Genomic DNA, 26658 nt, shown 5'->3' with positions numbered 1-26658 from the left:
GGCCGCAAAATGCCCAGGGTAGAGCTGCCTTCAAACCCTTCGTTAACATCTCACTGGCAGTGTTGAACTTATGGTAAAGAAGACGTTTATGGTGGCCATCACAATGGCGCTTGCAGCAATGGCAGGCCCGGCTTTTGCGGAAGGACAGCTTATGGCGGATGTCGGGGCGGGCAAAGTACAGGGCATGGCTCTGAACGGAACTGCGGCATCGATGAATAATGAAACGGGTGCTCCCAAACTGGGAGAGGGCGTAACAATGCGTGACAAAAATATTGAAGAAGAATCGACGGCAGAACAGAATTTTTTGCGCAGTAAGCGGTTTATCTATCGCTTTTACACGCCGGAAAATGCGTCCAGCGAGTTGGTCATCCTGTTGCACGGTTCTGGCGGCAATGAAGCCAGCCTGGTGCCGCTTGCTTCAAAAGTCTGGCCGCGAGCCACATTGCTCGGTATTCGTGGGCGAGTGATGCAGGACGGCGGTACACGCTGGTACAAGCGGATTACGCCGGTCAAATTCGACCAGAAGGATGTACGGCTTGAAGCCAATGCTTTCGTGACCTCCCTGACACGACTAGCGGAAAAGAAGGATCTCGATCTTTCACACGCGATCTTTGTTGGTTATTCCAACGGCGCCAATCTTCTGGCTGCGGCGATGCTTTTGCATCCAGACCTCGTCAAGCGCGCCGTGCTGATGCGCTCCATGCCCGTGCTGGACAACACGCCGACTGCCAATCTGGGCAAGGCCCGTGTACTGACGCTTACCGGTGAGGAAGATAAGCTCTACTCGCCCTTTGCACCGGCATTGTCGGCTGCGCTGCGTTCCAGCGGTGCGAAAGTCGATGCCCGCACTATCCAGGCCGATCATATGCTGGGTGACAACGATGCCGCTGCCATCAGCGAGTGGGTTGCTTCGCTTGGTCCCGATGGCGCGCCAGCTATTTCGATGAGGACAAAGTGAAATGTTCAATCGCTACACGGGCTTCGGGGTTAGTCCGTAATATCGACGATGCCGCAATCGCCTGTTTCCGAACCGAAGGCGAGGCGGCTGCCCTGATCGTCCCAACCCATGCTGGAAATGGCTCCCTTGCCCGGACGACGCAGGAGTACTTCTTTTTGGTCGGCAAAGCGCACTACGAGGATCATGCCATCATTGTAGCCGATGGCGGCAATGTCTTCGACCGGATGGCAGGCGACCGCCGTCACCATACTGTCGCCGCGCAATCCCAGTTCGAGCGGTGCCTTGCCCATCGGGCCGTCCTTGCCGGAAAACGGCCAAACGATTGCAGCTGGCGCGCCCGAGGTGGCGAGCCACTTGCCCTTGGCGCTCCATGACCAGTCCTTGACCTTCGCCGGATAGCCGGTCATGCGCATGTGGCGGCTGTCTTCGAGACGCCAACCATGGAGCGCGTTTTCCTGCATCGACGTGACGAGAAAGCGGCCATCGGGCGAGAAAGTCACCCCAATGTGAGCGCCTTTCCATTCAAGCTCAACGAGTTTAGCTTGCGTACCGGTCCAGATCAGCGTCGCGCCATTATAGCGAGCAATGGCGAGCCGCTGGCCTTTCGGTGCAAAAGCGATGCCTTCCACACTGCGTTCCTGCGTAAATTCCTGCATCTTGCCGTCGGACGAACGCACCCAAGCTGTGCGACCGGAGGCGAAACCGACCGTTCCGCCGGGGCCGCTCGCAATTGCAGTCATCCATTTGCGCGGGATATTCGCAAGTTCCGTTACCGCGCCATCGGCGGCGATATGGCAAACGCGGCCATCTTCACCGCCCGTCACCACTGCCTTGCCGTCTGTGGTCAGCGCGGCGCTTAAAAGACCATCATGAGCGATCACGGTCTGGTGGCCATTGTCGAGTCGATGGATGGAGCCATCGGCTTGAGCAAAGAAGGGAATGTCGCTTAAAAAGCGGGCATAAAGACAATGACCGTCGAGGTCGAGCGGGGCAATCGTAGGCATCTGCGTCCAGTTATTTCGATTGGCAGTTTTCAAAACCGGCCCGGAGGGCTGCGGCGTCGAGTTCGCGCCCGATGAAAACAAGGCGGCTTTCGTGCTTTTCTTCGGGCTTCCATGCGCGCTGGTGATCGCCTTCGATAATCATATGCACGCCTTGTACCACGTAACGCTCAGGGTCGTCCTTGAATGCGATAATGCCCTTGAGGCGCAGAATATTCGGTCCCTGCGTCTGGGTGATGTTCTGAATCCAAGGGAAAAATTTCGCCGGGTCGATCTCGCCCGCGCGCAGGGAAATAGATGTCACCGTCACATCATGGATTGGCGATGCGTGATCATGGTGATGATGCTCATGGTCGCAATCCGGACCGCAAACATGGTCATGATGGTGATCATGCGCATGATGATCGTGGTGGTGATGATCGTGATCATGATCGCAATCGGGGCCACAAACGTGATCCGGGTGATCGTGATCGAGGAAATGCGGATCGTTTTCCAGCGCGCGCTTGAGATCGAATGCGCCACGATCCAGAACGCGGTCGAGCGGAATTGCGGCGCGCTCGGTGCGATGGATGATTGCATGGGGATTGATGGCGCGCACGGTCGCTTCGATGACCGCAAGTTCTTCCGGCGTCACAAGATCGGTCTTGTTGAGCAGGACCACATCGGCGAATGCGATCTGGTCTTCGGCCTCACGGCTATCCTTGAGGCGCAATGGCAGATGCTTAGCATCAACAAGGGCGACAACGGCATCGAGGCCGGTCTTGGCACGCACGTCGTCATCCATGAAAAAGGTCTGGGCGACAGGCACCGGATCGGCGAGGCCGGTGGTTTCCACGACGATGGCGTCGAAGCGGCCCGGACGGCGCATCAACCCTTCAACGACGCGGATGAGATCCCCGCGCACCGTGCAGCAGATGCAGCCATTGTTCATTTCGTAGATTTCTTCGTCCGATTCAACAATCAGGTCATTGTCGATGCCGATTTCGCCGAATTCATTGACGATGACAGCATAACGCTTGCCGTGATTTTCAGACAGGATGCGGTTGAGAAGGGTTGTTTTGCCCGAGCCCAGATATCCGGTGAGAACGGTAACGGGAATGCGGTCAGCTTCTGTGGTCGCTGTAGCTTCAGCCTGGCTCATGGTGCGATGCCTCTTGGAGTTGCCGTCCCGGAAACATCATCGCAGATGCGTGGCGCCGGGGCTGCTCTTTTTTGCGCATTGGCCTAACGCAAAATCGTTTTACACTTTTGCTGGAAATGCTCTGTATCAGGTATTTCATATAAGGGAAGCTGAGCGTGAATGCCATACGCAATGCTATATTATTACATGTTTCCAATCACGATCTCGCTAGCGAGGAGGAGGCGAGGCGGGCCAGATCAAAGCGGTCGACGTCGCAGAGGAGTTCGATGAAGCCCTCGACCGCATGGGCGAGGAGTTTCTCACCAGCTTCAGCGGTTGCGGCGGCGGCGTTGCCCGCCACGCCTTCACGGTTGAGATCGTGCATCTTCCAGCCGAAAGCATGCGGCCCATAAGCGCGAAGGCGCTTGAATTCCTGCGCGAATTTTGCCTGTTCATTAGAAAAGTCGGCGGCCTTCGACATGTCGACCAGTTCGGGCCGCAAGGCCAGCATGACGGAAGTTTCGATAAAGCCGCCATGAATATCGAGCACCTTCTCCTCGGGCGTCATCAACCCTTCCGGCAAGCCGAAGCGGCTCCAACTCGTGGCGACGGCCAGCATGTCGAGTCGTGTGCGCAGTTCGGTCGCGACGATCGTCATAAGCGGAGCGTTGCCACCATGGGCGTTGAGCATGACCAGCTTGCGAATGCCGCCTGCGTGCAGGTTTTCGCCGATCCCTATCCATTGGTTGACGGCTTCCGAAAAGGCGAGGCTGCGCGTGCCTTCGGTGTCCATATGTTCGATGGAATAGCCAACTGGCTGGGCAGGAAGGAAATTGACGTTAAGGTCTGCGGGCAGGGCATCATTAATACGGGTTACGATGCCTTCGGCAATGATCGTGTCGGTTTCGAAGGGCAGGTGGGGGCCATGCTGCTCGTGAGCACCAAGAGGCAGGACCACGATCATGTCGTGATTCTGGTCGTGCAGTTCGGTCATGCTTTCCTCCGAGCGGACAGTTTTCATTGAGCCTAAACACCATTAGCCAAAACAGCAACCAGTCCTTGTGGCTTCATAAGTCAGACAATATTTTAATGTATATCTGACTATATTGCTCAAATGGGGATGGTGAGGTGGCAATGAGTAAGGATAGTAAAACAGTCGTACTCTACCGGCTGCAATCCGTTTCGCGACTAACACGGACTGTATTAGCGACACAGTTGCTCAAACTGGGCCTTTATGCCGGACAGGACGCGGTGATGTTGCAGCTTGCAGCCGAGGACGGGTTGCCGCCGGGCATTCTGGCGCAGCGGCTTGGCGTGCGCCCACCAACCATCACCAAGACCATAGCGCGTTTGCAAAGCCAGGGCTTTGTTATCAAACGGGCCTCGGAAACGGATCAGCGGCAATCTCATGTCTATCTGACACAGATGGGAATCGAAGCGATCAGAATTATCGAGAAATCCATCCGCCGGACGGAAAAGGATATGCTCAAGGGGCTCGACAAGAAGGAACGCAAGATTTTCCTTAAAATGCTGGGGCGCATGGAAAGTAATCTGATCGCGCGCGGGGCCACAGCACGACTCGTCGGAGAACTAGACAAGGAAGCGGCCGAAGACGAGGAAGCGGAATAAGCCGCGCATCGTTCGCCAGTTGCGCTGAAAAAACTTTCAATTCATTGATTGCAATGGCATAACCATTTGCGGTTGGATGGCTGGCGTCCTTTATCTGCTTGCCGTTATTCCAACTGGCTGCGGCATGATCATTTGGGGAGACGATTTGGCTCAGAAAATCAAGCTTTCGACCATCGCGGATGCGCTTGGTGTTTCAACGGCCACCGTTTCGCTGGCGCTGCGCGATAGCCCTCTCGTTGCCGACCAGACTCGCGAAAAGATCAAGGAGCATGCTCGCACCATCGGTTATATCTATAACCGGAGAGCGGCGAGCCTGCGCACATCGCGTTCGGGTATCGTCGGTGTCGTCGTACACGATATCATGAACCCGTTTTTTGCCGAAATTCTCAAATCCATCGAGACGGAACTGGACCGTTCGCGCCAGACCTTCATTCTGTCCAATCATTACGACCAGCTTGAAAAACAGCGTACCTTCATGGACACGCTTTTGCAGCTCGGCGCCGATGGTGTCATTATGTCGCCTGCTATTGGAACTCCGCTGGAAGATATCCAGCTTGCTCAGGACAATGGCCTGCCGATCGTGCTGATTGCGCGCCGTGTCGAAGGGGTGCATGCGCCCGTTTTCCGTGGCGACGATGCCTATGGGGTGGGGCTTGCCACCAATCATCTGATCTCGCTCGGCCATACGCGGATTGCCATGATCGGCGGCACCGATCACACTTCGACCGGGCGCGACCGTTATCGCGGCTATGTGCAGGCGATGGATAAAGCGGGCCTTGAAGTCAAGCCGGAATGGCGCATTCCCGGCCCTCGCACCAAGCAGGGCGGATTTGAAGTGGCTCCGCAATTTCTGGCTCTCAAAGACAAGCCGACGGCGGCCGTATGCTGGAACGATCTGACGGCAATCGGCCTGATGAACGGCATAGCCCGCGCGGGATTGGTGCCGGGTGAGGATATTTCGGTTACGGGCTATGACGATCTGGAAGAGGCGGCGATTGCAACTCCTGCACTGACCACCGTATGGAACGGACAGCGTGAAGTCGGGCGCCGCGCAGCGCGCGCGTTGCTCGACCAGTTGAACGGGGCGGAGGTATTGCCGACCCAGGAATTGATCAAGCCGGAACTGCATATCCGGCAATCCACTTCCAAACCCAAATTCTGACGCTTATTCCGCTGTGGCTTCCCACAATCCTGCGATTATTCTACTGAAATGAGGAAAACTACCATGACTCGACACGAGGCGACCATTCTGGTGCTCGGCGATTTCAACGAATACGCCGCGCAACGGCTTGCAGGGGAGTTCAAGACCAAACGTATTGCGCGTGGTGACGCCGCGCTGGTCGAAGCAGAGTGGGCACAGGATGTGCGCGGCATTGCCAGCATGTGGGAGGTGAATGCAAAACTGATCGACACGCTGCCCAATCTTGAGATCATTGGCAATTTTGGCGTGGGTTATGATGCTGTAGACGTCAAGCATGCAAGTGCAAACAACGTTATGGTCACGAACACGCCCGATGTGCTGACGGAGGAAGTCGCCGATACCGCCATCGGGCTGCTGATCGATACGGTACGCGAACTGTCAAAATCGCAGATCTATTTACGAGAGGGCCGGTGGCAGAAAGAAGGCGCTTATCCGCTTTCGAAACTGTCGTTACGCGGGCGCAAAGTCGGCATCTTCGGCCTCGGGCGCATTGGCAAGGCCGTGGCGCGCCGCATCGATGCTTTCGGCCTGCCGATTGCCTATCACAATCGACGCAAGGCAGCGGATGTGAGCTATGCATATTATCCGAGCCTGCTTGAACTTGCCGAGGCCGTCGACACGCTCATTCTGGTCGCTCCGGGCGGTGCGGAAACTGCCAATGCCGTAAATACGCAAGTGCTGAAAGCACTCGGTCCGGACGGCGTTCTCATCAATATCGGACGTGGGACGCTGGTGGATGAAACGGCTCTGGCCGACGCACTCAAAAGCGGAACCATCGCGGCTGCGGGTCTTGACGTTTTCGCCAATGAGCCGAACGTTCCGCAAGTGCTGCTCGATGCTCCAAATACGGCTTTGCTACCGCATATCGCATCGGCTTCGCACAAAACGCGTCAGGCCATGGCCGATCTCGTCATCGACAATCTGATTTCATGGTTTGATACGGGCAAGGCGCTGACACCAGTGCCTGAAACCGCTCATATCACATCGAAGTAAGAGGCCAATCATCAGGCTGTGCGCGTGGCCTTGTGTGCGCGTACCGCCTCGCCAAAGGCTTTGAAAATCTTCTGCGAGGGGGCATCCGTCCGGACCCAGTATTCCGGGTGCCACTGTACGCCGACGACGAAGCCTTTGGCGTTCTTTACGGAAACGGCTTCAATCGTGCCGTCTTCGGCGACAGCCTCGACTGCAAGGCCGGGCGCCAGCCGGTCAATGGCCTGACGATGGACGGAATTCACGTCTATACTGTCGGACTGAAGTATTTCAGCCAGACAAGAGCCGGGTGCGATTTTTATCCTGTGCTGGAGGCCGAAGCGCTCGTCCTGACTTTCGGATTGCGGCGCGCGATGATCCTGCCGTCCTTCCAGTTGCTGGATTTCGGTAGCCAATGTGCCGCCCAGAGCGACATTGAGTTCCTGAATGCCCCGGCAGATTGCCAGCACCGGCACACCCTTGTCGATGGCTGCGCGAATAAGCGGTATTGAGGTTGCGTCACGCGCATCGTCGTAAGGCTCAAAAGCTGCGTCGGGCTTTACACCGTAAAGCGTCGGGTTGACGTTCGACTTCGAACCGGTGACGAGAAGGCCGTCAATACTACCCAGAATCGCATTAGGGTCCATTTTGTCGCCAAAGCCCGGCACTAGAAGCGGGATGACCTCGGCCACGTCGAGGGCGGCAGCAAGATATTGCTCGGGCGCTGCATGCCAGATGTAGTTTTCGAATGGTTTCACATCGGTTGAAACGGCGATGACGGGACGAGAAGAATTCAGCATGACAGATTTCGATCCGGTGAAAAATAGAGATTTCTAATGCGTTGCAAGGCGGACGGCAATATTCTAGAGAAATAAAAGGATTGGCAGCCGAGAGGGTTCATGACTGACGATCAGCTTTTCTCCGTCAAAGGCAAGGTGATTGCCGTGACGGGCGGTTCTTCGGGACTGGGTTTGCATATGGTGCGTGTGCTGGCAGACCATGGTGCATACGTCGTTTCGATTTCGCGAAGCAATGAAAGTGAAAGCCTTTGTCCGTCGGGCGGGGAAGTGCTGGAAATCATGGCGGATGTCGCCTATGCGGATGAAATCGCAAAAGCATTCGATGAAGCGGAACGGCGCATGGGGCCGATTACCACGCTCTTCAACAATGCCGGCGTCGCCCATAAGGCCCGCGCTCTGGATACAACAAGGGATATGTTTGCACAAATTTTTGATGTGAATGTCGCAGGCACTTTTTTCACGGCGCAGGAAGCCGCGCGCCGCATGATCGAGCGTGGGCAGGGGGGGGCAATCGTCAATACCACCAGCATTCTCGCCGAACGTCCGCAGAAGGGCACCGCCGCCTACGCCATGTCCAAGGCGTGTGTTACGCATATGACCAAGGCATTGGCGCTCGAATGGGCAGTGCATAGTATTCGCGTGAATGCGATCGCGCCAGGATGGTTTCCAACGCGAATCAACGAAGCGCAGCTTGCCGGGCCAGCCGGCGGCTATATCAAGGGCTGCAATCCGATGCGCCGCCTCGGGGAAATGCGGGATCTGGATGGCGCGATACTCATGCTCGCTTCCGATGCGAGCCGCTATATGACGGGAACGGTAATCACGGTCGATGGCGGGCATCATCTTTGAACGATCATTCCGGCCTAGATTGACGGGTGCTGATGATACTTCGCCCGTATTCAACTAGCCAGAGAAGGCAATCACAAGTTGAATTTTTTTATATAGACGAATCGGCACAATATCCGCAACAGTCAGCCTTGCGCTTTCATGGCTGTAATTTCTGTTTAAGGTTCCGGTAATTATATCTTGCTTAAAATTAATCTCGATACATCTTGTGATGGTCAATATAACAGCTTGTGGTTTAGTCTTGAGAAAGGTATTTTTAAGCCCTTAGTGACATTATCCTCCCCTATGAAAGGGGTGCAAGCACCGATATGTGGCGAAGTCTGAGACCAGAGATACCTGCGGATGTGCGGTTATCATTTTTGCGTGCGCTTTACGGCAATCGTACCACATTATGGTTTGGCGTGTTGGCTCATGTCGTGGCATGTGTCGTCATCTATGCCAAAACCACCGATGTGCGCTTTCTGGTCTTCGCTGCCATTTTTATCGTTCTGGCGCTGGGTCGTTTCTATGACATGTATAGATTTGACCAGGTGAAATATGGCGCTATGTCTCACGCCGGGCTGGATAGCTGGGAGGCGCGCTATCTCGTGGGCGCTTCTGGGGTATGCGCCGCGCTCGGCATGCTTTGCTTTTATTCAAGCTATGTACTGCGCGATTCCTTTGCCGAACTTGTAAGCCTTACCATCCTGCTGGCGTCGGTCGTCTCGATTGTCGGGCGTAATTACGCCTCGGCGAAGGCGGTGGTACTGATGTCTGCCTGTGCGCTTATTCCTGTTCTGGCCGGGCTTATTCTGGCAGGGACACCATTTCATATCGTTATCGGCCTGTTGCTCATACCTTATTTTCTTTCCAATATTCAGATGGCCAACGGTCTGCGCGATTTTCTTTTCGCAGCGGTTATGGGCGAGCGACGGTTGTCAGTGGTCGCGGGCCGATTCGATACCGCGCTCAATAATATGCCGCAGGGTCTGCTGATGTTTGATGCGCAGCAACGTATCGCCGTCGTCAACAACAAGATAAGGGCGCTGCTGAAGACAGACGAGAATACGAGACTGCGGGGCCGGAAGCTGGAAGTATTGCTGCGCTATTGCGTCAAGAACGGTGTATTTCCCCATAATGATCTCAACAATATTCGCGCGCGGATGCAGGACCTGCTGACAGGTCACAAGACGCGCGATATTTTTCAGCTTGGCGATGATCGCTATATTGAGTGTATCGGCAATCAGGCTGCTAATTCGGGCGCGGTCGTGATGTTCGAAGACGTTACGCAGCGGGTCGAATCGGAAGCTCGCATTCAGCATATGGCACGTTTCGATGGTTTGACGGGGCTGCCGAACCGCAGTTATTTCGAAACCATGGTTCGTTCGATCCGCATCCACCAGCAGTCGGATACGCTGGCGGCGCTGGTCGTGATCGACATCAATCATTTCAAGCATGTCAACGATACGCTTGGCCATAATGTCGGCGACGCCCTGTTGCAGCTCTTTGCCAAGCGTTTAAGTTCGCTTGATCCCCAGCGCTATGTTGCGTCGCGTTTCGGTGGAGATGAATTCGTCGTTTTTGTCTTCAATCTGCACAGCAGCAAAGATGTGGGGCCGGTGCTCGAACATATTATCGCGGTGGCGACCGGTGTTTACGAGCTCAACGGCGATCAGGTCTATATCGACATCAGCGCAGGCGTTGCGACCGAGACTATTGATAAATGCGACATTGGCGCCATGCATGTGAATGCGGATTTGGCTCTTTATGAAGCCAAGAGTGAGGAAGGCACGCAATGGGCTCTCTTCGCTAGTACGATGGAAACGAGATATCGCAGCCGTCAGAAGTTGAAATCCGATCTGCGGCTGGCTATCGAAAATAATGAAATCAAGGTCGTTTACCAGCCTATCGTAAGTGCGCAATCACTGCGGGTTGTTGCTTACGAAGCGCTGGCACGCTGGGAACATTCCGAACTTGGCTGGGTCTCGCCGACCGAATTCATTCCGTTGGCGGAAGAAATAGGGGTTATCTCGCAGATCACACGGTTCATGCTGGAGCAGGCATGCTGCGATTGCAACTCCTGGGGCGGCCGGATCGGGGTTTCCGTCAATCTTTCCGCAATCGACCTGAAGAACAGCGATATCGTGCACGATATCGCCAACGCGCTTCAGAAATCAGGATTGCAGCCGCGGCGGCTAGAAGTGGAAGTAACCGAGAGTGCAATCATTTCCGATCACTATCAGACATCGCTTGTGCTCGAACGGCTGAAAAGTGCGGGAATTAATATTGCGCTGGATGATTTCGGAACGGGTTATTCGAGCCTGAGCTATCTCAACAGTCTTCCCCTGACCAAAGTCAAGATAGACCGATCCTTTGTGCAGAACATTACCAGAGACCGCAGGTCGCTGATGCTGCTGCGCGGCGTAACCCAGCTTTCTCATGAACTGGGGCTGGGGGTGACGGTGGAGGGCGTGGAAACCGAAGAGCAATTGGCTCTTATCCGGGTCGCTGCCGGAGCCGATCTGGTGCAGGGCTTCCTTATGGGTAAGCCCATGCCTGCCGAACAAATCCGGTCTCCGGCTATCCGCTCTCTGGCGCACCAGGGATAGTGAGCACCGCACTGTTCTGGTGGGCCTTCCTGAGTGCCGGGGAATCACCGGCAAATTTCCGCCGCGTCGAATCTGGCAAGGGAGAACTCCCCATGCTGGCCGGAAATCTCCTTTTCCCGGTATCGAAGGAGGAATTTATCTGTGCAAACTGCGCCGAAGGATGAGTTTAGTGTAAGTGGCTGTTTTAGTAAAATAATTACCTGGGCGCGTGGTGAGAAGGGGCCTGAATGCAGAGCGCAGTGGAGCCGTGGCGTGGGCAAGCCGACAAAACGCAAACTTACATCTTTACACACTCATAAAGCCCCTTATTCTGCGCGCTAATTTGACCGGTGCGGATGTTGATTGAATGAGTGATGAAGCTGTCTCTAATGAGAGACCACCGTTATCCAATTTTGCGCGACAGCTACTGCAATTTCTGGACCGGGTGGAATATCGACGCATCGTGCATATGGAAGATCTCGAAGCGATAGGTCAGTTGCGCTATCGTTCCTATCGCACGCGTAATGTCATGCATGAAGCAGAGGTGCCGTTGATTGTCGACGACATTGATCGCGACAGCCACGCATTCGTCTACGGCATCTACATAGACGGGCAGCTTGTGAGCACGCTGCGCATCCATTACATCACGCCGGATCACCGGCGGGGAACGAGCTACGCGCTTTTTCCTGATATTCTCGACCCGTTGCTCAATAGCGGCATGAGCTTCATCGACCCAACGCGTTTTGCGGCGGACCCGGAGCTTTTGCGCGAATATCCCGCCACACCCTATATCACGCTTCGGATCGCCGCCATGGCTTCGGAATATTTCGAGGCGGATCAGTGTCTTGCTTCAGTCAAGCCGGAACATATGGCTTTTTACAAGCGTATTTTCGGCACGAGTATGATGGCGGAAGCGCGCGAGCATGAAGGTTACGGTATCAAGGTCGGTCTGGGGGCGGCACCAATTCGCAATATCCGAGATGCAGTGGCGATTCGTTTTCCCTTTTTCAAATCGCAGCCTCATGAACGACGGGCGATGTTTGCCGATATGCGTAATGAGGCGACATCGCTTACCATTTTACCCACGGCTAAATATACAGGACTTGGCGTTTAAAGCGCATCCTGAAAAGTGGAGCCGGTTTTTGGATTGGATGCACGTAACGCAGGAATCTTGCCTGAAGGCTTTTAAATATTTTAGTGTAGAAGTTTCAGGAGTTTCCGGTTAGGTAAATTACGACCGCTGGATGCGGATTAGAGGGGCGCTGCGACAAAGAGCCGGATGGCAAAATCCGGTCTGGCTTGCATGCGCATTGAAGGATGCAGATCTTTTGTCTAAGAATGGGGAAAAGATCTGAACGGGTGGAACTGAAATGGCAGAACATCATACTACGGCTCCGGCTGAACTTGGCGCTCCCATGGACTATGCCGAGCATGAGAAAACCTATACAGGCTTCAGCGGCCTGATTAAATGGACTGCGGTAGCGCTTGTCGCACTATTGATTGCCATGGCGTTCGGTTTCTTCGTTGGCGGGTTCATTTCCGCGGCTGTTGTTTTCATTCTTGTCTGCGTTGCTGCCTGGTTCATTCTTTAAAGGTTCGGTCCAGGAATAATCCGCACGATTTGATCGAAAGCCTTGGTATGGGTGCTGCTGCATCATGCCGGGGCTTTGTGCGTGTCATTTATATGAAATTTATTGGGTCTCTTGGAGGAGATCCTGAATCGCATTCGCCCGCATGGACGGATCAAGCCACGAAAGGGAAACCAGTTGGCCCAGACTATTTTCATTCCCAAAGAGAGTGATCCCAGCGAGACCCGCGTCGCGGCATCAGCGGAGACGGTGAAAAAATTCATTGCTCTGGGTTTCGATGTTGTCGTGGAAAAAAGTGCTGGCGAAAAGTCGCGTATTATTGACGCCGAGTTCTCAGCAGCCGGAGCAAGTATCGGCACGGTGGCCGATGCCAAATCGGCCGACATCGTGCTGAAAGTTCGCCGCCCGACGGATGCGGAACTCAAAAACTATAAATCTGGTGCAGCACTTTTCGCCATGCTCGATCCTCATGGGCATGAAGATTCTGTCGTGGCTCTCGCAAAGGCGGGTATTTCAGCCTTCACCATGGAATTCATGCCGCGCATCACCCGTGCGCAGGTAATGGACGTACTGTCGTCGCAGGCCAATCTCGCCGGATACCAGGCGGTCATCGATGCGGCGGAAGCTTACGATCGTGCCATGCCGATGATGATGACGGCTGCGGGCACGGTGCCGGCGGCGAGGGTTTTTGTCATGGGAGCCGGTGTTGCCGGGCTTCAGGCAATCGCGACCGCGCGCCGTCTTGGTGCCGTTGTGACCGCGACCGATGTGCGCCCTGCAGCAAAAGAACAGGTGGCTTCGCTTGGCGCGAAATTCATTGCGGTCGAAGATGAGGAGTTCAAAGCAGCGGAAACGGCGGGCGGTTACGCCAAGGAAATGTCGAAGGAATATCAGGCCAAGCAGGCAGCGCTGGTCGCCGACCATATTGCCAAGCAGGATATCGTTATCACTACCGCACTTATTCCGGGCCGCCCTGCACCGCGTCTCGTGACCAGGCAAATGGTAGCGGCCATGCGTCCGGGCTCGGTTCTGGTCGATCTTGCGGTTGAGCGCGGCGGCAATGTCGAAGGGGCTTCTCCTGGCAAGATCGTTGACATCAATGGCGTGAAAATCGTCGGCTATCTCAATATGCCGGGCCGGATTGCCGCGACCGCATCGCAGCTTTACGCGCGCAATCTGTTCGCGTTCCTTGACACATTGGTCGATAAGGAAACGAAGAGTTTCGGGATTGACCCGGAAGAGGAACTGGTGAAGGCGACACTGCTTACTCATAAGGGCAGGATCGTGCATCCGGCTTTTGAAAAGGCTTCACTGGCTGCTGATGCCGGGACGGAAGCTAAGGCTAAGACTAAGGCCGAAAAGCCAAAATCCGCGCCGAGGGCTCCCCGCAAAACGGGAACGAAAATGTCCGCAAAAGCTCCGAAAACTTCCCCCAAGACTTCCGCTGACGGAGGAGAGGCATAATGGCCGACACAGCACTTGAAAAAGCTCTTGAAAGCCTCAATCAGGCGGCGGATGCCGTAAAACAGGCAACCGAAAATGCTGGTGGTCTTGGAGATGCGGCCGCAGCAGCTGCCCATGCCGCGACCGGCGGCGCGGTCGATCCGTTCGTCTTCCGCTTTGCGATCTTCATTCTGGCGATCTTTGTCGGCTATTACGTCGTCTGGCAGGTGACACCTGCGCTTCACACCCCGCTTATGGCGGTCACCAACGCTATTTCGTCGGTCATTGTGGTCGGCGCATTGCTGGCTGTGGGCCTGTCGCTGAGCGGCTGGGCAACCGGTTTTGGCTTCATCGCGCTCATTCTGGCGAGCGTCAATATTTTCGGTGGCTTTCTCGTCACCCAGCGCATGCTCGCCATGTACAAGAAAAAAGACAAGTGAGGCTGAACCGTCATGAGCATTAATGTTGCAGCCTTTCTTTATCTCGTCTCCGGTGTCCTGTTCATTCTGGCACTGCGCGGGCTTTCGCATCCGACCACCAGCCGTCAAGGCAATATGTTCGGCATGGTTGGCATGGCCATCGCCATCGTCACGACGCTTTTGCTGGCGCAGCCCGGCATTGGCGGTCTGGCGCTGATTGTCCTGGGCATCGCCATTGGCGGTACGATCGGTGCCGTTATCGCGCGCCGCATCGCCATGACGGCCATGCCGCAGCTCGTCGCCGCGTTCCACTCGCTGATCGGCCTTGCAGCCGTTCTGGTGGCCGCTGCCGCGATCTATTCACCGCATTCCTTCGACATCGGGGAAGTTGGACAGATACACGCTCAGGCCCTGATCGAAATGTCGCTTGGCGTCGCCATCGGTGCGATCACCTTTACCGGCTCGATCATCGCCTTTCTCAAGCTCGATGGCCGTATGTCCGGCAAGCCGATCATGCTGCCGGGACGTCACATCATCAATGCGGGGCTGGCGATTGCCATCGTTTTGCTGGTGGTGGTGCTGGTCAATACCGAAAGCCATTCTGTGTTCTGGCTGATCGTGGCGCTCTCGCTGGTCTTCGGCGTGCTGATCATTGTGCCTATCGGCGGTGCGGATATGCCGGTCGTCGTTTCCATGCTCAATTCCTATTCGGGCTGGGCTGCGGCAGGCATCGGCTTCACGCTTGGAAATCTGGCGCTCATCATCACCGGCGCGCTGGTCGGGTCGTCGGGTGCGATTCTGTCCTACATCATGTGTAAGGGCATGAACCGCTCGTTCATTTCGGTCATTCTCGGCGGCTTTGGCGGCGATAGCGCCGTTGCCGGCGGCGGCGAAGTGGAGCAGCGCCCTGTCAAGCAGGGTTCTGCCGACGATGCCGCCTTCATCATGAAGAACGCATCCAAGGTCATCATCGTGCCGGGTTATGGCATGGCGGTCGCACAGGCGCAGCACGCGCTGCGTGAAATGGCGGACAAGCTCAAGGCCGAAGGCGTGGAAGTCAAATATGCAATCCACCCTGTCGCCGGACGTATGCCGGGCCATATGAACGTGCTGCTGGCGGAAGCCAATGTGCCTTATGATGAGGTGTTCGAGCTTGAAGACATCAACTCGGAATTTGCGACCGCCGATGTGGCCTTCGTGATCGGCGCCAATGACGTGACCAATCCGGCCGCGAAGACCGATCCGCAGTCGCCGATTTTCGGTATGCCGATCCTCGATGTCGACAAGGCCGGTACGGTGCTGTTCATCAAGCGCGGCATGGGGTCGGGCTATGCGGGTGTCGAGAATGAACTCTTCTTCCGCGATAATACGATGATGCTTTTTGCAGACGCCAAGAAAATGGTGGAGAGCATCGTCAAGGCTCTGGATCACTAAAAAGAAAAAGGCGGTTTTTGAACCGCCTTTTTTGATTGGATAATTAATTGAGGTCTAGCCGTAAATCATCTTGTCCTGCAAGGCACGCAGCTCGGCGATTTTTGAACCGGGTTGCGGGGCGGCATTGGCATAGGTGATGAGCTCGCCCTTTTTGATGAGCGCTGTGACGGTTCCGTTCTGGAGCAGGCCGCAGGGGATAGCTTTGGCAGCACGCGCTTCGGCGGCGGTCATGATCCATGAACGATAGCAATATTGGCCGATGGCATCGAGTTGATCGCCGGGGTGCAGGTCCTTCTTGGCGACGGCGCAGACTTCGGCAACGGGTTTGGGCAGTGGTACCATGTCGGCTTTGCCATGAAGCACCACGCGGGCGACTGTGAGCGGCACTTCAAGCGACGTCAGATGATAGGGGCGATGGAAAGTGAAATAAGGGCCTTTGCCGATTTTCAGATCTTCCAGACGCTCGATCAGGCGAGGATGATCCATTTTCGCGACAACGAAGACACCCGGAGACACGCCTTTGCCGATGGAATAATCCACGACGCCGCTTTTCGTCAGCACGCCGCCATCCTGTTGCGGGATCAATGTGCTGCTCAACTCGCCAATGGCTGCGCGTGGTCCGTGCATACCCGCAACATCGGGTACAAGGCCGGTGGCGTTGGCGATAGCCGCCATTTCAACCATGGTCTTGGAGCCATCGACGAATTCCACCAGCAGCCGCACATTCATGTTCCGCCGGTCTGCTTCTTCCTGATAATCGTCGGGTATGGCGTCGAAATTGAGCGGATTATTTTTGCCCTTGCCGGCGGAAACGACCTCATAGCCCAGAGCCGAAACAAATTCGATCAGTTCCATACAGGATGAAGGTTCGTCGCCCGCGCCCAGCGAATAGACGACGCCCTGCCTGTCCGCCTGCGCCTTGAGATAGGGGCCGATGGTGACATCGGCTTCGACATTCATCATGACCAGATGCTTGCCGTGCTCGATCGCCTTGATGCCGGTCTGCGCGCCGACTTCCGGAATGCCGGTTGCATCGATCACCACATCGATCAGCGGATTGGAGAGAATGAGATCATTGTCGCCGGTGACTGCAATCCTGCCGCTTTCGATGGTGCGGGTCATTGCGGTTTCATTGGCTGCTTCCAGCGCATGCCCGTCTTCGCCATAGGCAGTGCGCACGGCCTTGAAAGTATTGGGCAGACGTCGCGCGGAGAGCGCGCCGACTTCAATACCCGGCATACGCGCAACCTGCGTGACGATATCGGTACCCATTTCGCCCGCGCCAATAAGGCCGATGCGGATGGGCTTGCCGGTTTCCGCTCGTGCAGCCAAGTCACGCGCCAGGCCGACCAGCGCCACATTTGTCGTCATAAAAATCTCCGCAAAATCCGTACGCCGTCTTTGGGCGATAATTTTGTCACGCTTATGTTGATATAGATGCGTAATGGACAATCAGTCTCTATATCAAGCGATATGGACGCGCATCCCAAATCGGCGCGACAAAATAATCATGTCCGTGGAGTTCTCATGAGCAATTTACCCCCCTTCGACCTCGTTATTTTCGATTGTGACGGTGTTCTGGTCGACAGCGAGCCGCTTTCCTGCCGGGCTTTCGAGCAGGTCTATGCCAATCATGGAATGGCGCTGCCCGAGGGGATCGTCGCCAGCGGCATCGGGATGAAACAGGCCGATATCATGCGAATGATCGAAGACAGGACGGGTCACCGCCTGCCGGACGGCGCTGACAGCCATTTCTGGCCCGAAACAAAACTCCTCTTTGCCGAACAATTGCAACCGACCAAAGGCATTGCAGATTTTCTGCAACCCCTTTCGCAAAAACGCTGCGTTGCGTCGTCGTCCCAGCCCGAACGTATTGCTTTCAGTTTGAAGAAAACCGGGATCGATCATTATTTCGGCGAAGCGGTTTATTCCTCCAGCATGGTGAAGCGCGGCAAGCCTGCGCCGGACCTGTTTCTGTTTGCGGCGGAAAAGATGGGGGTCGACCCTGCGCGCTGCGTCGTGATCGAAGATTCGCCCTTCGGCGTTGAGGGCGCAGTTGCTGCGGGCATGACGGCTTTTGGTTATACGGGAGGCGGTCATACCTATGAAGGTCATGCGGAAAAGCTCGCTTCAAAGGGCGCACGGCAGGTTTTCGGAGATTGGGATGATATAGCGCGGGAAATACTTGTCGCAGCCTGATCTGCGGTCTTGCTGTCTTGTCTTTAATGGATAAAAAGTGAATATCAGTTCAGCAGAAAGTTTCAGTGAATGAAAGACGCAATTACGCTCGACCAGTTGCGCCAGGCAATCGGTACGGAAGTTGGGTGCTCTGAGTGGCGTGAAGTCACGCAGGCGATGATAAATCAGTTCGCGGATGCGACCGACGATCATCAGTTCATTCATGTCGATCCGGAGCGTGCTGCAAAGGAAACGCCTTTTGGCGGCACCATTGCGCATGGTTTTCTGACGCTGTCCCTGCTTTCGACGCTTGCCTTTGAAGCGCTGCCGATGCTGGAAGGCGCCACGATGGGGATTAATTACGGTTTCGACAAGGTGCGTTTCATGTCGCCGGTGAAGACCGGTGCACGCGTGCGTGCCCGCTTCAAGCTGGCAAATGCAGATATCCGTCCGTCAGGTCGTGTGGTCAATCATTACGATGTGACGCTGGAGGTCGAAAACTCGCTGAAGCCTGCACTTACGGCGACGTGGCTGACAATCGCCGTGGTCGAGCCGCCACAAGCATAGATTTTTCAACCCTACGGATCTTACAGCCGCCCTTCTTCGTCGAGAGGGGCGGCTTTATCTTTATGAGCGGTCATCAGATCGCGAAAAAAGAACGGCCCGTGCAGGAACATGCATAAATCGTAAAAATTCTTCTTCTCTGCGCCGCGTAGAAAGAGCAGATGCATCAGGAAAAAGTTTCCTTTGGATCGTTTGTAGCGATTCTCGCTATGCACCTTCTTGAAGCGGATACGGTTGATGAGCGGCGGATTGGCGGTCGTAATATTGAGCGCTTTCGCCGGATCGGAACCATAAAAATGGATGATGTCCGTCAGGGTCTGAAATTCGGACCAGAAGACAGGGCTTTCGTTAAGAACGACGCGCACATCCTCACGCAGGGATTTTGCCTTGGGATGCAAGGCGATCATCAAGAGGCAGGAGCCGATGGCGAGCAGCGAGACAGGCTTTTTTTGCAGAAGATCGGGGCGCTCGCGCTGGACATCAGCCAACGCTTCAATCGCCGGGACAGTACCGAGACTATGGCCGACGATGACGACCTCATCGGCGTCGCTATCGGCGAGCTTGCGTTTGAGTGCTTCCGCGAAAGCCTTGCGCCGTCGCTTCAGTTGTTCATTGCGATGATAGATGCGGTCGAAAGCGGCGGACCAGTCATCAAGAAGATAGGACATGAACATTTTATCGCCGGGCTTGCGGACAAGCTGCATAGCCGCCAAAAGGGCCAGCGGGCAGGACCATAAAAGGTGCCAGGACGAAAACCCTGCAAGCATGGGGGCCGCAGCTATCAGAGCGGCTATGGCAAGCAGGGCGAGCGAAAGCAGAAACGGCCATAGAAAGAACAGCACGAAGCGCCAACTCGTTATCAGGTAGCGCCAGAGCGTGCCGGTGAAAAGAATGTTCATGAAAGCGCGCAGGCCCGTGAACATGCGTGCTGGCGTCGAGCGCGCCGCATAATCATCGAAAATATCCGCTGTGCCGAACTGGCAGAATTCCGTTTCGGTCTGCCAACCATTGCCTCGCGTTGTCACTTGCAGGCTGCCGCAATCATCTGGCTCGTCGGTCATGGGGGGGAGCTTTGTTTTCGCGTTCCATAGCCGGTCGAAATCCCGCAATGCCTGCGCATGGCGTATGCGCACTGCCTTGGGATGCAGGCCCTCATAGCCTGTGAATTGTATGACGAGTCGCTTGCGAAGATGCATATTTTAACAAAAAGAATCGAGGGAACTGTGGATTATTGCGAAATAGCTGATTGTTTCCCATGGGGAAGCAATGAGGCCAAATTGTGCGAAAAGTGGATGCTGCATAACCCATTCAACGCTTGCCAGCCATCATAAATCGATATGAGATGATTTTTTGCCTGCAAGGGCGGGCAAAATTACATCTGGAGGTGGACAGGGAAGGGGCGATCTGATAATAGCCACCACCAATTTGCAGCGTTTTCGTTGCGAAGCTTGGGAGCCCTTGGGGGTTGGCCAGTTGACTCGATTAACTGGAAACCGTTAAAGACCCCCGACCGCCTCAGGCTTAACCGAAATTCTAACCGATAACGGAATTACACGTGCAGGTACTCGTCCGCGATAATAATGTTGATCAGGCTCTCCGCGCTCTCAAGAAAAAGATGCAGCGCGAAGGTATCTTCCGCGAAATGAAGATGCGTGGTCATTATGAGAAGCCATCCGAAAAACGCGCCCGTGAAAAGGCTGAAGCGGTGCGTCGCGCCCGCAAGCTCGCTCGCAAGCGCGCGCAGCGTGAAGGTTTGATCGGCGGCGGTCGTACCGCAGCTCGTTGATTGACGAGAGATCGGCGCTGCACAAACAGCGCCCTTTTGCTTACCGGTGCGGCTTATGGCCTGCGCCGGTTTTTGCATGTCCGGATTTTGCCGCTTTCCTTGATTTCAGATTTTCATTAAAGTTTTAGCGCCGGATGCGAAAAATCATGTAGATTTATCGGGGTTTCGGTCAAAGAGAGGAACGCAGTAATTGCCAACGTGCTTCAAGATGACGTATTCGCCTCGGAAGACCGATGTTGGACATTCCGCCATGGCGATGTCCAGAACGGCCCGTAACAGCCTGCTGGCCATATCGGGGGTTCTGGTGCTCGCAATCGCGGGCTGTCAGAGTTCTTCCATGCATACGGCATTGAGTTCCATCGATCGTGCGCAGGGCTCTACTGAAAATATCAGATCACTTACAAGCGTGATCCAGAGCAATCCGCGCGACCCGGAAGCCTATAATGTGCGTGGCTCGGCCTATGGCAGGGCAGGGCGTTATCGTGACGCACTCAAGGATTTCGATCAGGCCATCGCGCTTAATCCGAATTTCTATCAGGCTTATGCAAATCGCGCGCTGGTTGATCGCTATATGGGCGACAGCGGCAAGGCGGTGCAGGATTATAGCCGCGCGATCCAGATCAATCCGCAATATGACGCCGCCTATATCGGGCGCGGGAATGTCTATCGGTTGGCAGGGCGTCTGGATCAGGCGCTCAGCGACTTCAATCAAGCGATTGCGTTGCAAACCACCGATGGGCGTGCTTATCACAATCGCGGCCTGATTTATCAGGCCAAGGGGGACCATCGGCGGGCCATAGAGGATTTCTCCAAGGCAGCTTCTCTCAACTCAAATGCCCCCGAACCCTATAATGGCCGCGGCATTTCCTATGTCGCTCTGGGTGATTATGATAATGCCTTTGACGATTTCAACACGGCCATCAATCTTGACAAGAACCTCGCGGAAAGCTGGGCTAATCAGGCGCTTGTCTATGAGCAGCGCGGCGACAAGGCCAAGGCGGCCAAATCCTATTCACGCGCAGTACAACTCGATCCGAAATATCAGCCGGCAAAGGATGGCCTGGCGCGTACGCGAGGTTGAGCATCCCTACAAATACAGGGACGCGACTTTCCTTTATTGCGGCCCGACATATAATATATCTTATGTCGCTCTTCGATCATATCGGCTTTCAAAGCAGAGATTTGCGCCGCAGCCTTTCATTCTATGAAACCTGCATGCCCAAGCTTGGACTGGCGGTCATTGCCCATTCTGACAAGGGGTTCTTTGTCAGCGGCGGCGAAAGGGCTCCGGTGCCTTTTCTATGGGTTCATGGGAAATCGAAAGCTGGTGACAACGCGAGTGATGCAAAGCCGGGAAATCGCCTGCATCTGATGTTCACCGCTGGAAGCCGTGAGGCTGTGGAAGCGTTCCACCATGCCGCCCTTGATAGCGGCGGCAGGGAAAGCGATGCGCCCTCCTATCAGGGCCCCCCGGAAATGGGGTATTTTGCCGCTCTCGTATTCGACCCGGACGGCAACACGTTGGAGGCTGGTTTTCGCCAAAGGCAGCGCTGAGGCTTTTACGCGCGTAGGTTACGTTTGTCGAGGCGGCTCACAAGGCGGTCTCCCGCCCACTGTATGCCGCACACCATGATGATAAGAATGATGACCACGGCGATCATCACATTCGTTTCAAAGCGTTGATAGCCATAGCGTATTGCAAGATCGCCAAGACCGCCCGCGCCAATAGCGCCTGCCATGGCTGATGCGCCGACCAGCGTGATGACAGTGACGGTAAAGCCTGCGACGAGGCCGGGCAGCGCTTCGGGGACCAGGACTTCACGGATGATCGTCCAGCGGTTTGCGCCCATTGAGCGGGCAGCCTCAACGAGGCCATTATCCACTTCGCGCAACGAGACTTCTGCTATACGGGCATAATAGGGAATTGCGGCGATGGAAAGCGGCACAATCGAAGCCCATGTGCCGATTGACGTGCCGACGATGAAGCGCGTGACCGGAATAAGCGCCACGAGCAGGATGATGAACGGCACGGAACGGAAACCGTTGATGAGCGCGCCGAGAATATTATTGACTGCGAGATTTTGCGCAAGGCCGCCCCGTTCCGTCAGGATCATGATGAGCGCCAGCGGCAGGCCGACCACAAGCGAGATCAGGCTTGAGAAGCCTGTCATGATGATAGTCTCCCAGAAGGAGCGCCAGAGAAGATCAAGCATTGCCTGAGACATAGCCGAGTACCTCCGTGGCGTCTGCATGGGTATTGATATAGCCGATTGCGGCATCGAGTTTTGCGGCATCGCGCGCGGGCAATGCCACGAACAAGGTGCCAACCGGCTCGCCTTGGATTGTGTCCATGCCGCCGTGGATCAGTTGCACGTCAAGGCCGGTCGCAGCCGTTATGCCGTTGAAGAAAGCGTTTTTGGCGGATTGGCCCGAAAGCTTGATTCTGAGGATGGCCCGATCGCTTCTTTCACTCATGAGCCGTTCGCGCCATGAGGCAGGCAATCCCGGCGTCAGAACATGCAGCAGGCTTTGCGTCACCGGCGCTTGCGGGTTGGCGAAAACTTTCCACACCGGGCCTTCTTCGGCGATGCCGCCATGGTCAAGCACGATTACACGATCCGCAATGCGGCGGATCACGTCCATTTCGTGGGTGATCAGCAGAATAGTGAGGTCAAGCTTGGTGTTGATGTCCTTGAGCAGCGCCAGAATAGATTGCGTGGTTTCGGGGTCGAGCGCCGACGTTGCTTCGTCGGAAAGCAGGACTGCAGGTTCGGCTGCCAAGGCGCGTGCAATGCCGACGCGCTGTTTCTGTCCGCCTGAAAGCTGCGCCGGATAATGGTCAGTCTTGTCGGAAAGCCCGACCAGTTCGAGCAGTTCTGCTACGCGTTTTTTGCGTTCTGTCCTCGGCAGCCCTGCGATTTTCAGCGGCAGGGCAATGTTCTGTGCCACGGTTTTTGCGGATAGCAGGTTGAAGTGCTGAAACACCATGCCGATGCGGCGGCGCACTGGTTGCAGGCTATTTTCCGTAAGGCCGGTGATTTCCTGGCCCTCAATGCGGATGGACCCCGCGTCCGGTTTTTCCAGACCGTTGATGCAGCGGATCAGCGTGGATTTACCCGCGCCGCTGCGGCCTATGATGCCTAAAATTTCACCCCGTGCCACTGAGAGCGAAATGCCGTCGACCGCCGCTGTCTGCCCGAACATTCGGCACACGTCTTTCATTTCGACTATGGGGCCGGAGGCTATGGTGGGCGGTTGACTGGTCACGGTTTTTCTTCTGCTTTAATGAACGACAATGCCTTTATGGCTCCTCAAAGCTGTTGCCAGATTATTCGAAAGCCATGGGGGATGCTTTTGGGCAATTTTTATACATCCGTCAACAAAAGCCGCGCCGGAAATACTTTCCGGCGCGGCCTCGCAAGCATTAAGGATGCTTAGTTCCAGGCTGGAATGCCGGTGCCCTTGTAGGCGCGCTCGAGTTCTGCCTTGACGGCATCGTTCTGGAATGAGGCGACGAGGTTTTTCACCCATTCTTTATCGGCGTCTTCAGTGCGCACGGCGATGAAGTTGTTATAGGGATTGTTTTCGTTGGATTCCCAGCCAATGGCATCCGCCTTTTCAAGGCCGGCTTTGGCAGCCCAGTCATTGTTGACGATGGCGGCGTCCAGATCGTCGACGGAACGGCCAACCACGCCGGCGTCGAGTTCCTTCACCTCAAGTTTCTTGGGATTTTCGACAATATGGATCGGCGTTGCGAGAATGCCTGCATCGGGGCTGAGCTTGATGAGGCCCTTCTCTTCGAGAACGCGTAGCGCACGCCCTTCGTTGGATGGATCATTCGGTATGCCCACGACCGCGCCTTCCGGGAGTTCATCAAGGCTTTTTACCTTGCGTGAATAGATTCCGATCGGCCAAACGGCAGTGTAGCCGGCGACGCTGATCTTATAGCCATGCTGCTTGATCTGCTCGTCCAGATAGGGTTTGTGCTGGAACGCGTTGGCATCGATCTCCTTGCGTTCCAATGCTTCATTCGGCTGATTATAGTCATTAAAGATCACGCGCTCAATGTTGAGGCCATGCTTCTTGCCTTCTTCGGCAACGACTTTCCAGACTTCTTCGTCTTCGCCGCCCATGATGCCGACCTTGATGGTCTTGTCTTCCGCATGGCCCGGCACAGCGGCAAAGCCGACAGTCAGTGCAGCCGCCGTGAACAGAGCGGCCTTCAGGCCAGCGCGGCGGGTCAGTGAGTAACGGGAAAGGACTGACGACATTTCTTTTTCCTTGCATATAGAGAGCTGCTGGCAGGCCCTGAAAACGGATCGATGAAATGATCTTGCCCCGGTTCCCACCCTGTTGCCGATAATTCCCGTTTATAAACCAAGAAACAAGGAAAATTATTTCGCAAACCGGAAAGTATTGAATGTCAAATTGCGCCAGCTATCGCCAGAAGGGATGGAAATTTCACGGGTCCGGCTTGATGAAAATCCTGTTCCTCCCAGGATAGCCGGTCTCAATAATTGTCTGCCAAAATCATCACTGCCGCTTTTTCGGCGATCATCAGTGTGGGCGAATTGGTGTTGCCGGAAGTGATTGACGGCATAATGGAAGCATCGGCCACACGCAGCCCCCGAATGCCGTTCACGCGCAGGCGAGGATCGACCACGGCGTCCGGATCGCTGCCCATCCGGCAGGTGCCGACAGGATGGAAAATTGTGGTGCCGATATCGCCCGCCGCTTTTTCCAGTTGCTCCTGAGTCTCGTAATCCGGGCCGGGTTTGAATTCCTCGGGTCGATATTTCTGCAAGGGCGCCTGCGCCACAATATGGCGGGTGAGGCGAATAGCATCGGCAGCAACGCGGCGGTCACTTGTCGTGGCAAGGTAGTTCGGCCTGATTGCCGGTTGGGTGCGATGATCCGGCGATGCGGCATGGATGGAGCCGCGACTGTCGGGCCGCAGGTTGCAGACGCTGGCGGTGAAGGCCGGGAAGGGGTGAACCGCATCGCCGAATTTTTCGAGGCTGAGGGGCTGTACGTGATATTGCAGATTGGCGGTTTCGTAGGCCGGATCGGAGCGGGTGAAAACGCCCAGCTGGCTGGGAGCCATCGACATGGGACCGGAACGGCGCAGAAAATATTCAAGCCCGATCATCGCTTTGCCGACAAGCTTGCTCGCTTTCTCGTTGAGCGTGGGGATGCCTGTGACTTTATAGGCGCAGCGTAATTGCAGATGATCTTGCAGGTTCTCGCCGATCTGATTGCGCTCCAGGATGACCGCGATTCCGGCCTGTTGCAATATGTCGCCACGGCCAATTCCCGAAAGTTCGAGAATATGGGGGGAGCCGACACTGCCTGCGGCAAGGATGACTTCGCGACGGGCCTTTAGCGTATGCGTCGTTCCGTTCTGGTCGAAAGTGACGCCGGTTGCGCGCAGGTCCTCAATCTCTATACGGCGCACATGCGCGCCCGTTTCCACGCGCAGGTTTTTGCGTGCAATCGCCGGGCGAAGAAAAGCTTTGGCGCTGTTCCAGCGAATGCCGCGCTTCTGGTTGACCTTGAAATAGGACACACCTTCATTGTCGCCGCGATTGAAATCATCAATGGCTGGAATGCCGGCCGAGACTGCTGCATCGCGGAAAGCATCGAGAATATCCCAATGCAGTCGTGCCGTTTCCACGCGCCATTCGCCGCCCGTGCCATGTAATTCATCGGCTCCGGCGTAATAATCCTCCGATTTCTTGAAGTAAGGCAGCACATCGCCCCAGCCCCAGCCTTCGCAGCCTGCTTGCCGCCAAAGATCATAGTCGCGGGCCTGCCCACGCATATAGATCATGCCATTGATTGAGGAACAGCCGCCCAGAACCTTGCCGCGCGGATAGCCGAGCGCCCGGCCATTGAGACCGGGTTCGGCCTCTGTCGTGAAGCACCAGTCGGTGCGTGGATTGCCGATGCAGTAAAGATAGCCGACGGGAATATGAATCCAGGCGTAATTGTCTTTTCCTCCCGCTTCCAGCAGCAATACGGAGTGGTTGGGGTCGGCGGAAAGGCGGTTTGCAAGGGCGCAGCCCGCCGTACCCGCGCCAACGATGATGTAATCGTAGGTGTCGGTCATAAGTCTATATCCAGTAAAAGCGGGACCGTATCGAGCGTGCGAGCG

Annotated in this window: 26 protein-coding genes; 16 read left to right on the top strand and 10 right to left on the bottom strand. The window is 55.5% G+C overall.

Annotated elements, in window-relative coordinates; all coding sequences use genetic code 11:
- The first annotated feature begins 70 nt into the window (after positions 1–70).
- Positions 71–958, top strand: a complete 888-nt coding sequence (locus KUG47_RS11640; protein WP_217678127.1) for an alpha/beta hydrolase — start codon at positions 71–73, stop codon at positions 956–958.
- 29 nt (positions 959–987) lie between these two features.
- Here KUG47_RS11640 and KUG47_RS11635 read toward each other — a convergent pair whose 3' ends face one another.
- The 3 genes from KUG47_RS11635 to KUG47_RS11625 form a co-directional block, all read right to left on the bottom strand.
- On the bottom strand, positions 988–1962 hold the full coding sequence (locus KUG47_RS11635) for a WD40 repeat domain-containing protein (protein ID WP_217678126.1): 975 nt from the start codon (positions 1960–1962) through the stop codon (positions 988–990).
- A 10-nt stretch (positions 1963–1972) separates the two neighbouring features.
- Positions 1973–3100 carry a CobW family GTP-binding protein gene (locus KUG47_RS11630; protein ID WP_217678125.1) on the bottom strand — a complete coding sequence of 376 codons (1128 nt, stop codon included), beginning with the start codon at positions 3098–3100 and terminating at the stop codon, positions 1973–1975.
- 196 nt (positions 3101–3296) lie between these two features.
- Positions 3297–4073 carry a creatininase family protein gene (locus KUG47_RS11625; protein WP_217678124.1) on the bottom strand — a complete coding sequence of 259 codons (777 nt, stop codon included), beginning with the start codon at positions 4071–4073 and terminating at the stop codon, positions 3297–3299.
- A gap of 140 nt (positions 4074–4213) precedes the next feature.
- Here KUG47_RS11625 and KUG47_RS11620 point away from each other — a divergent pair, with 140 nt between their 5' ends.
- From KUG47_RS11620 to KUG47_RS11610, 3 genes are all read left to right on the top strand, one after another.
- Positions 4214–4708: a MarR family winged helix-turn-helix transcriptional regulator gene (locus KUG47_RS11620; protein ID WP_217678123.1), complete on the top strand. Its 495-nt coding sequence runs from the start codon at positions 4214–4216 to the stop codon at positions 4706–4708.
- Positions 4709–4853: 145 nt separating this feature from the next.
- Positions 4854–5870: a LacI family DNA-binding transcriptional regulator gene (locus KUG47_RS11615; protein ID WP_217678122.1), complete on the top strand. Its 1017-nt coding sequence runs from the start codon at positions 4854–4856 to the stop codon at positions 5868–5870.
- Between the two features lie 63 nt (positions 5871–5933).
- Positions 5934–6902: a 2-hydroxyacid dehydrogenase gene (locus KUG47_RS11610; RefSeq protein ID WP_217678121.1), complete on the top strand. Its 969-nt coding sequence runs from the start codon at positions 5934–5936 to the stop codon at positions 6900–6902.
- Between the two features lie 11 nt (positions 6903–6913).
- On the opposite strand, the gene KUG47_RS11605 is transcribed toward KUG47_RS11610, so the two are convergent.
- Entirely contained in the window at positions 6914–7678 is a 765-nt protein-coding gene (locus KUG47_RS11605) for a gamma-glutamyl-gamma-aminobutyrate hydrolase family protein (RefSeq protein WP_217678120.1), read from the bottom strand.
- Between the two features lie 99 nt (positions 7679–7777).
- Between KUG47_RS11605 and KUG47_RS11600 the strand changes: the two genes are divergently transcribed.
- The 7 genes from KUG47_RS11600 (at position 7778) to KUG47_RS11570 (ending at position 15976) form a co-directional block, all read left to right on the top strand.
- On the top strand, positions 7778–8527 hold the full coding sequence (locus KUG47_RS11600) for an SDR family NAD(P)-dependent oxidoreductase (protein ID WP_217678119.1): 750 nt from the start codon (positions 7778–7780) through the stop codon (positions 8525–8527).
- A 305-nt stretch (positions 8528–8832) separates the two neighbouring features.
- Positions 8833–11112 carry a putative bifunctional diguanylate cyclase/phosphodiesterase gene (locus KUG47_RS11595; protein WP_217678118.1) on the top strand — a complete coding sequence of 760 codons (2280 nt, stop codon included), beginning with the start codon at positions 8833–8835 and terminating at the stop codon, positions 11110–11112.
- A gap of 346 nt (positions 11113–11458) precedes the next feature.
- Positions 11459–12205 (top strand): N-acyl amino acid synthase FeeM domain-containing protein, encoded by a 747-nt coding sequence (locus KUG47_RS11590; protein ID WP_217678117.1) that lies wholly within the window; start codon positions 11459–11461, stop codon positions 12203–12205.
- Between the two features lie 256 nt (positions 12206–12461).
- Positions 12462–12683, top strand: a complete 222-nt coding sequence (locus tag KUG47_RS11585; protein WP_217678116.1) for an aa3-type cytochrome c oxidase subunit IV — start codon at positions 12462–12464, stop codon at positions 12681–12683.
- Between the two features lie 174 nt (positions 12684–12857).
- Complete coding sequence (locus KUG47_RS11580) at positions 12858–14144, top strand: Re/Si-specific NAD(P)(+) transhydrogenase subunit alpha (RefSeq protein ID WP_217678115.1); 1287 nt, start codon at positions 12858–12860, stop codon at positions 14142–14144.
- Complete coding sequence (locus tag KUG47_RS11575) at positions 14144–14563, top strand: NAD(P) transhydrogenase subunit alpha part 2 (RefSeq protein ID WP_217678114.1); 420 nt, start codon at positions 14144–14146, stop codon at positions 14561–14563. The genes KUG47_RS11580 and KUG47_RS11575 overlap by 1 nt, the downstream gene beginning before the upstream one ends.
- A 12-nt stretch (positions 14564–14575) precedes the next feature.
- Positions 14576–15976: an NAD(P)(+) transhydrogenase (Re/Si-specific) subunit beta gene (locus KUG47_RS11570; protein ID WP_217678113.1), complete on the top strand. Its 1401-nt coding sequence runs from the start codon at positions 14576–14578 to the stop codon at positions 15974–15976.
- Positions 15977–16030: 54 nt separating this feature from the next.
- On the opposite strand, the gene KUG47_RS11565 is transcribed toward KUG47_RS11570, so the two are convergent.
- The gene (locus KUG47_RS11565) at positions 16031–17347 is read right to left on the bottom strand and encodes a 1-deoxy-D-ribulose 5-phosphate reductoisomerase (RefSeq protein WP_217678112.1); all 1317 of its coding nucleotides are present in this window, start codon (positions 17345–17347) and stop codon (positions 16031–16033) included.
- Between the two features lie 156 nt (positions 17348–17503).
- On the opposite strand from KUG47_RS11565, the gene KUG47_RS11560 reads away from it, so the two are divergent.
- The gene (locus KUG47_RS11560) at positions 17504–18175 is read left to right on the top strand and encodes an HAD family hydrolase (RefSeq protein WP_217678111.1); all 672 of its coding nucleotides are present in this window, start codon (positions 17504–17506) and stop codon (positions 18173–18175) included.
- A gap of 69 nt (positions 18176–18244) precedes the next feature.
- Complete coding sequence (locus tag KUG47_RS11555; RefSeq protein WP_217678110.1) at positions 18245–18721, top strand: MaoC family dehydratase; 477 nt, start codon at positions 18245–18247, stop codon at positions 18719–18721.
- 20 nt (positions 18722–18741) lie between these two features.
- On the opposite strand, the gene KUG47_RS11550 is transcribed toward KUG47_RS11555, so the two are convergent.
- A complete protein-coding gene (locus KUG47_RS11550) occupies positions 18742–19914 on the bottom strand; it encodes an alpha/beta hydrolase (RefSeq protein ID WP_217678109.1) in 1173 nt (390 codons plus the stop codon).
- A gap of 359 nt (positions 19915–20273) precedes the next feature.
- Here KUG47_RS11550 and rpsU point away from each other — a divergent pair, with 359 nt between their 5' ends.
- The 3 genes from rpsU to KUG47_RS11535 all read left to right on the top strand — a co-directional run bounded on the left by rpsU (position 20274) and on the right by KUG47_RS11535 (position 22058).
- Positions 20274–20504, top strand: a complete 231-nt coding sequence (gene rpsU / locus KUG47_RS11545) for a 30S ribosomal protein S21 (RefSeq protein ID WP_007876315.1) — start codon at positions 20274–20276, stop codon at positions 20502–20504.
- A 250-nt stretch (positions 20505–20754) separates the two neighbouring features.
- Complete coding sequence (locus KUG47_RS11540; protein ID WP_254799513.1) at positions 20755–21585, top strand: tetratricopeptide repeat protein; 831 nt, start codon at positions 20755–20757, stop codon at positions 21583–21585.
- A 62-nt stretch (positions 21586–21647) separates the two neighbouring features.
- Positions 21648–22058, top strand: coding sequence for a VOC family protein (locus KUG47_RS11535; RefSeq protein WP_217678107.1), 411 nt, complete (start codon positions 21648–21650; stop codon positions 22056–22058).
- Positions 22059–22063: 5 nt separating this feature from the next.
- Here the strand turns inward: KUG47_RS11535 and KUG47_RS11530 are convergent, their stop codons facing one another.
- The 4 genes from KUG47_RS11530 to KUG47_RS11515 all read right to left on the bottom strand — a co-directional run bounded on the left by KUG47_RS11530 (position 22064) and on the right by KUG47_RS11515 (position 26613).
- Positions 22064–22729, bottom strand: coding sequence for a methionine ABC transporter permease (locus KUG47_RS11530; protein ID WP_217678106.1), 666 nt, complete (start codon positions 22727–22729; stop codon positions 22064–22066).
- The gene (locus KUG47_RS11525) at positions 22710–23726 is read right to left on the bottom strand and encodes a methionine ABC transporter ATP-binding protein (RefSeq protein WP_217678183.1); all 1017 of its coding nucleotides are present in this window, start codon (positions 23724–23726) and stop codon (positions 22710–22712) included. Before KUG47_RS11525 ends, KUG47_RS11530 begins: the two co-directional genes overlap by 20 nt.
- Before the next feature lie 212 nt (positions 23727–23938).
- The gene (locus KUG47_RS11520) at positions 23939–24775 is read right to left on the bottom strand and encodes a MetQ/NlpA family ABC transporter substrate-binding protein (protein ID WP_217678105.1); all 837 of its coding nucleotides are present in this window, start codon (positions 24773–24775) and stop codon (positions 23939–23941) included.
- 239 nt (positions 24776–25014) lie between these two features.
- Entirely contained in the window at positions 25015–26613 is a 1599-nt protein-coding gene (locus KUG47_RS11515) for a GMC family oxidoreductase (RefSeq protein WP_217678104.1), read from the bottom strand.
- Positions 26614–26658: the final 45 nt, after the last annotated feature.

Origin of the sequence: Falsochrobactrum tianjinense (genome assembly GCF_019100495.1) — a bacterium.
Lineage (GTDB): Bacteria > Pseudomonadota > Alphaproteobacteria > Rhizobiales > Rhizobiaceae > Brucella > Brucella tianjinense.
The sequence above is the reverse complement of the archived record's forward strand: the minus strand, read 5'-3'. Positions and strand labels throughout refer to the sequence as shown.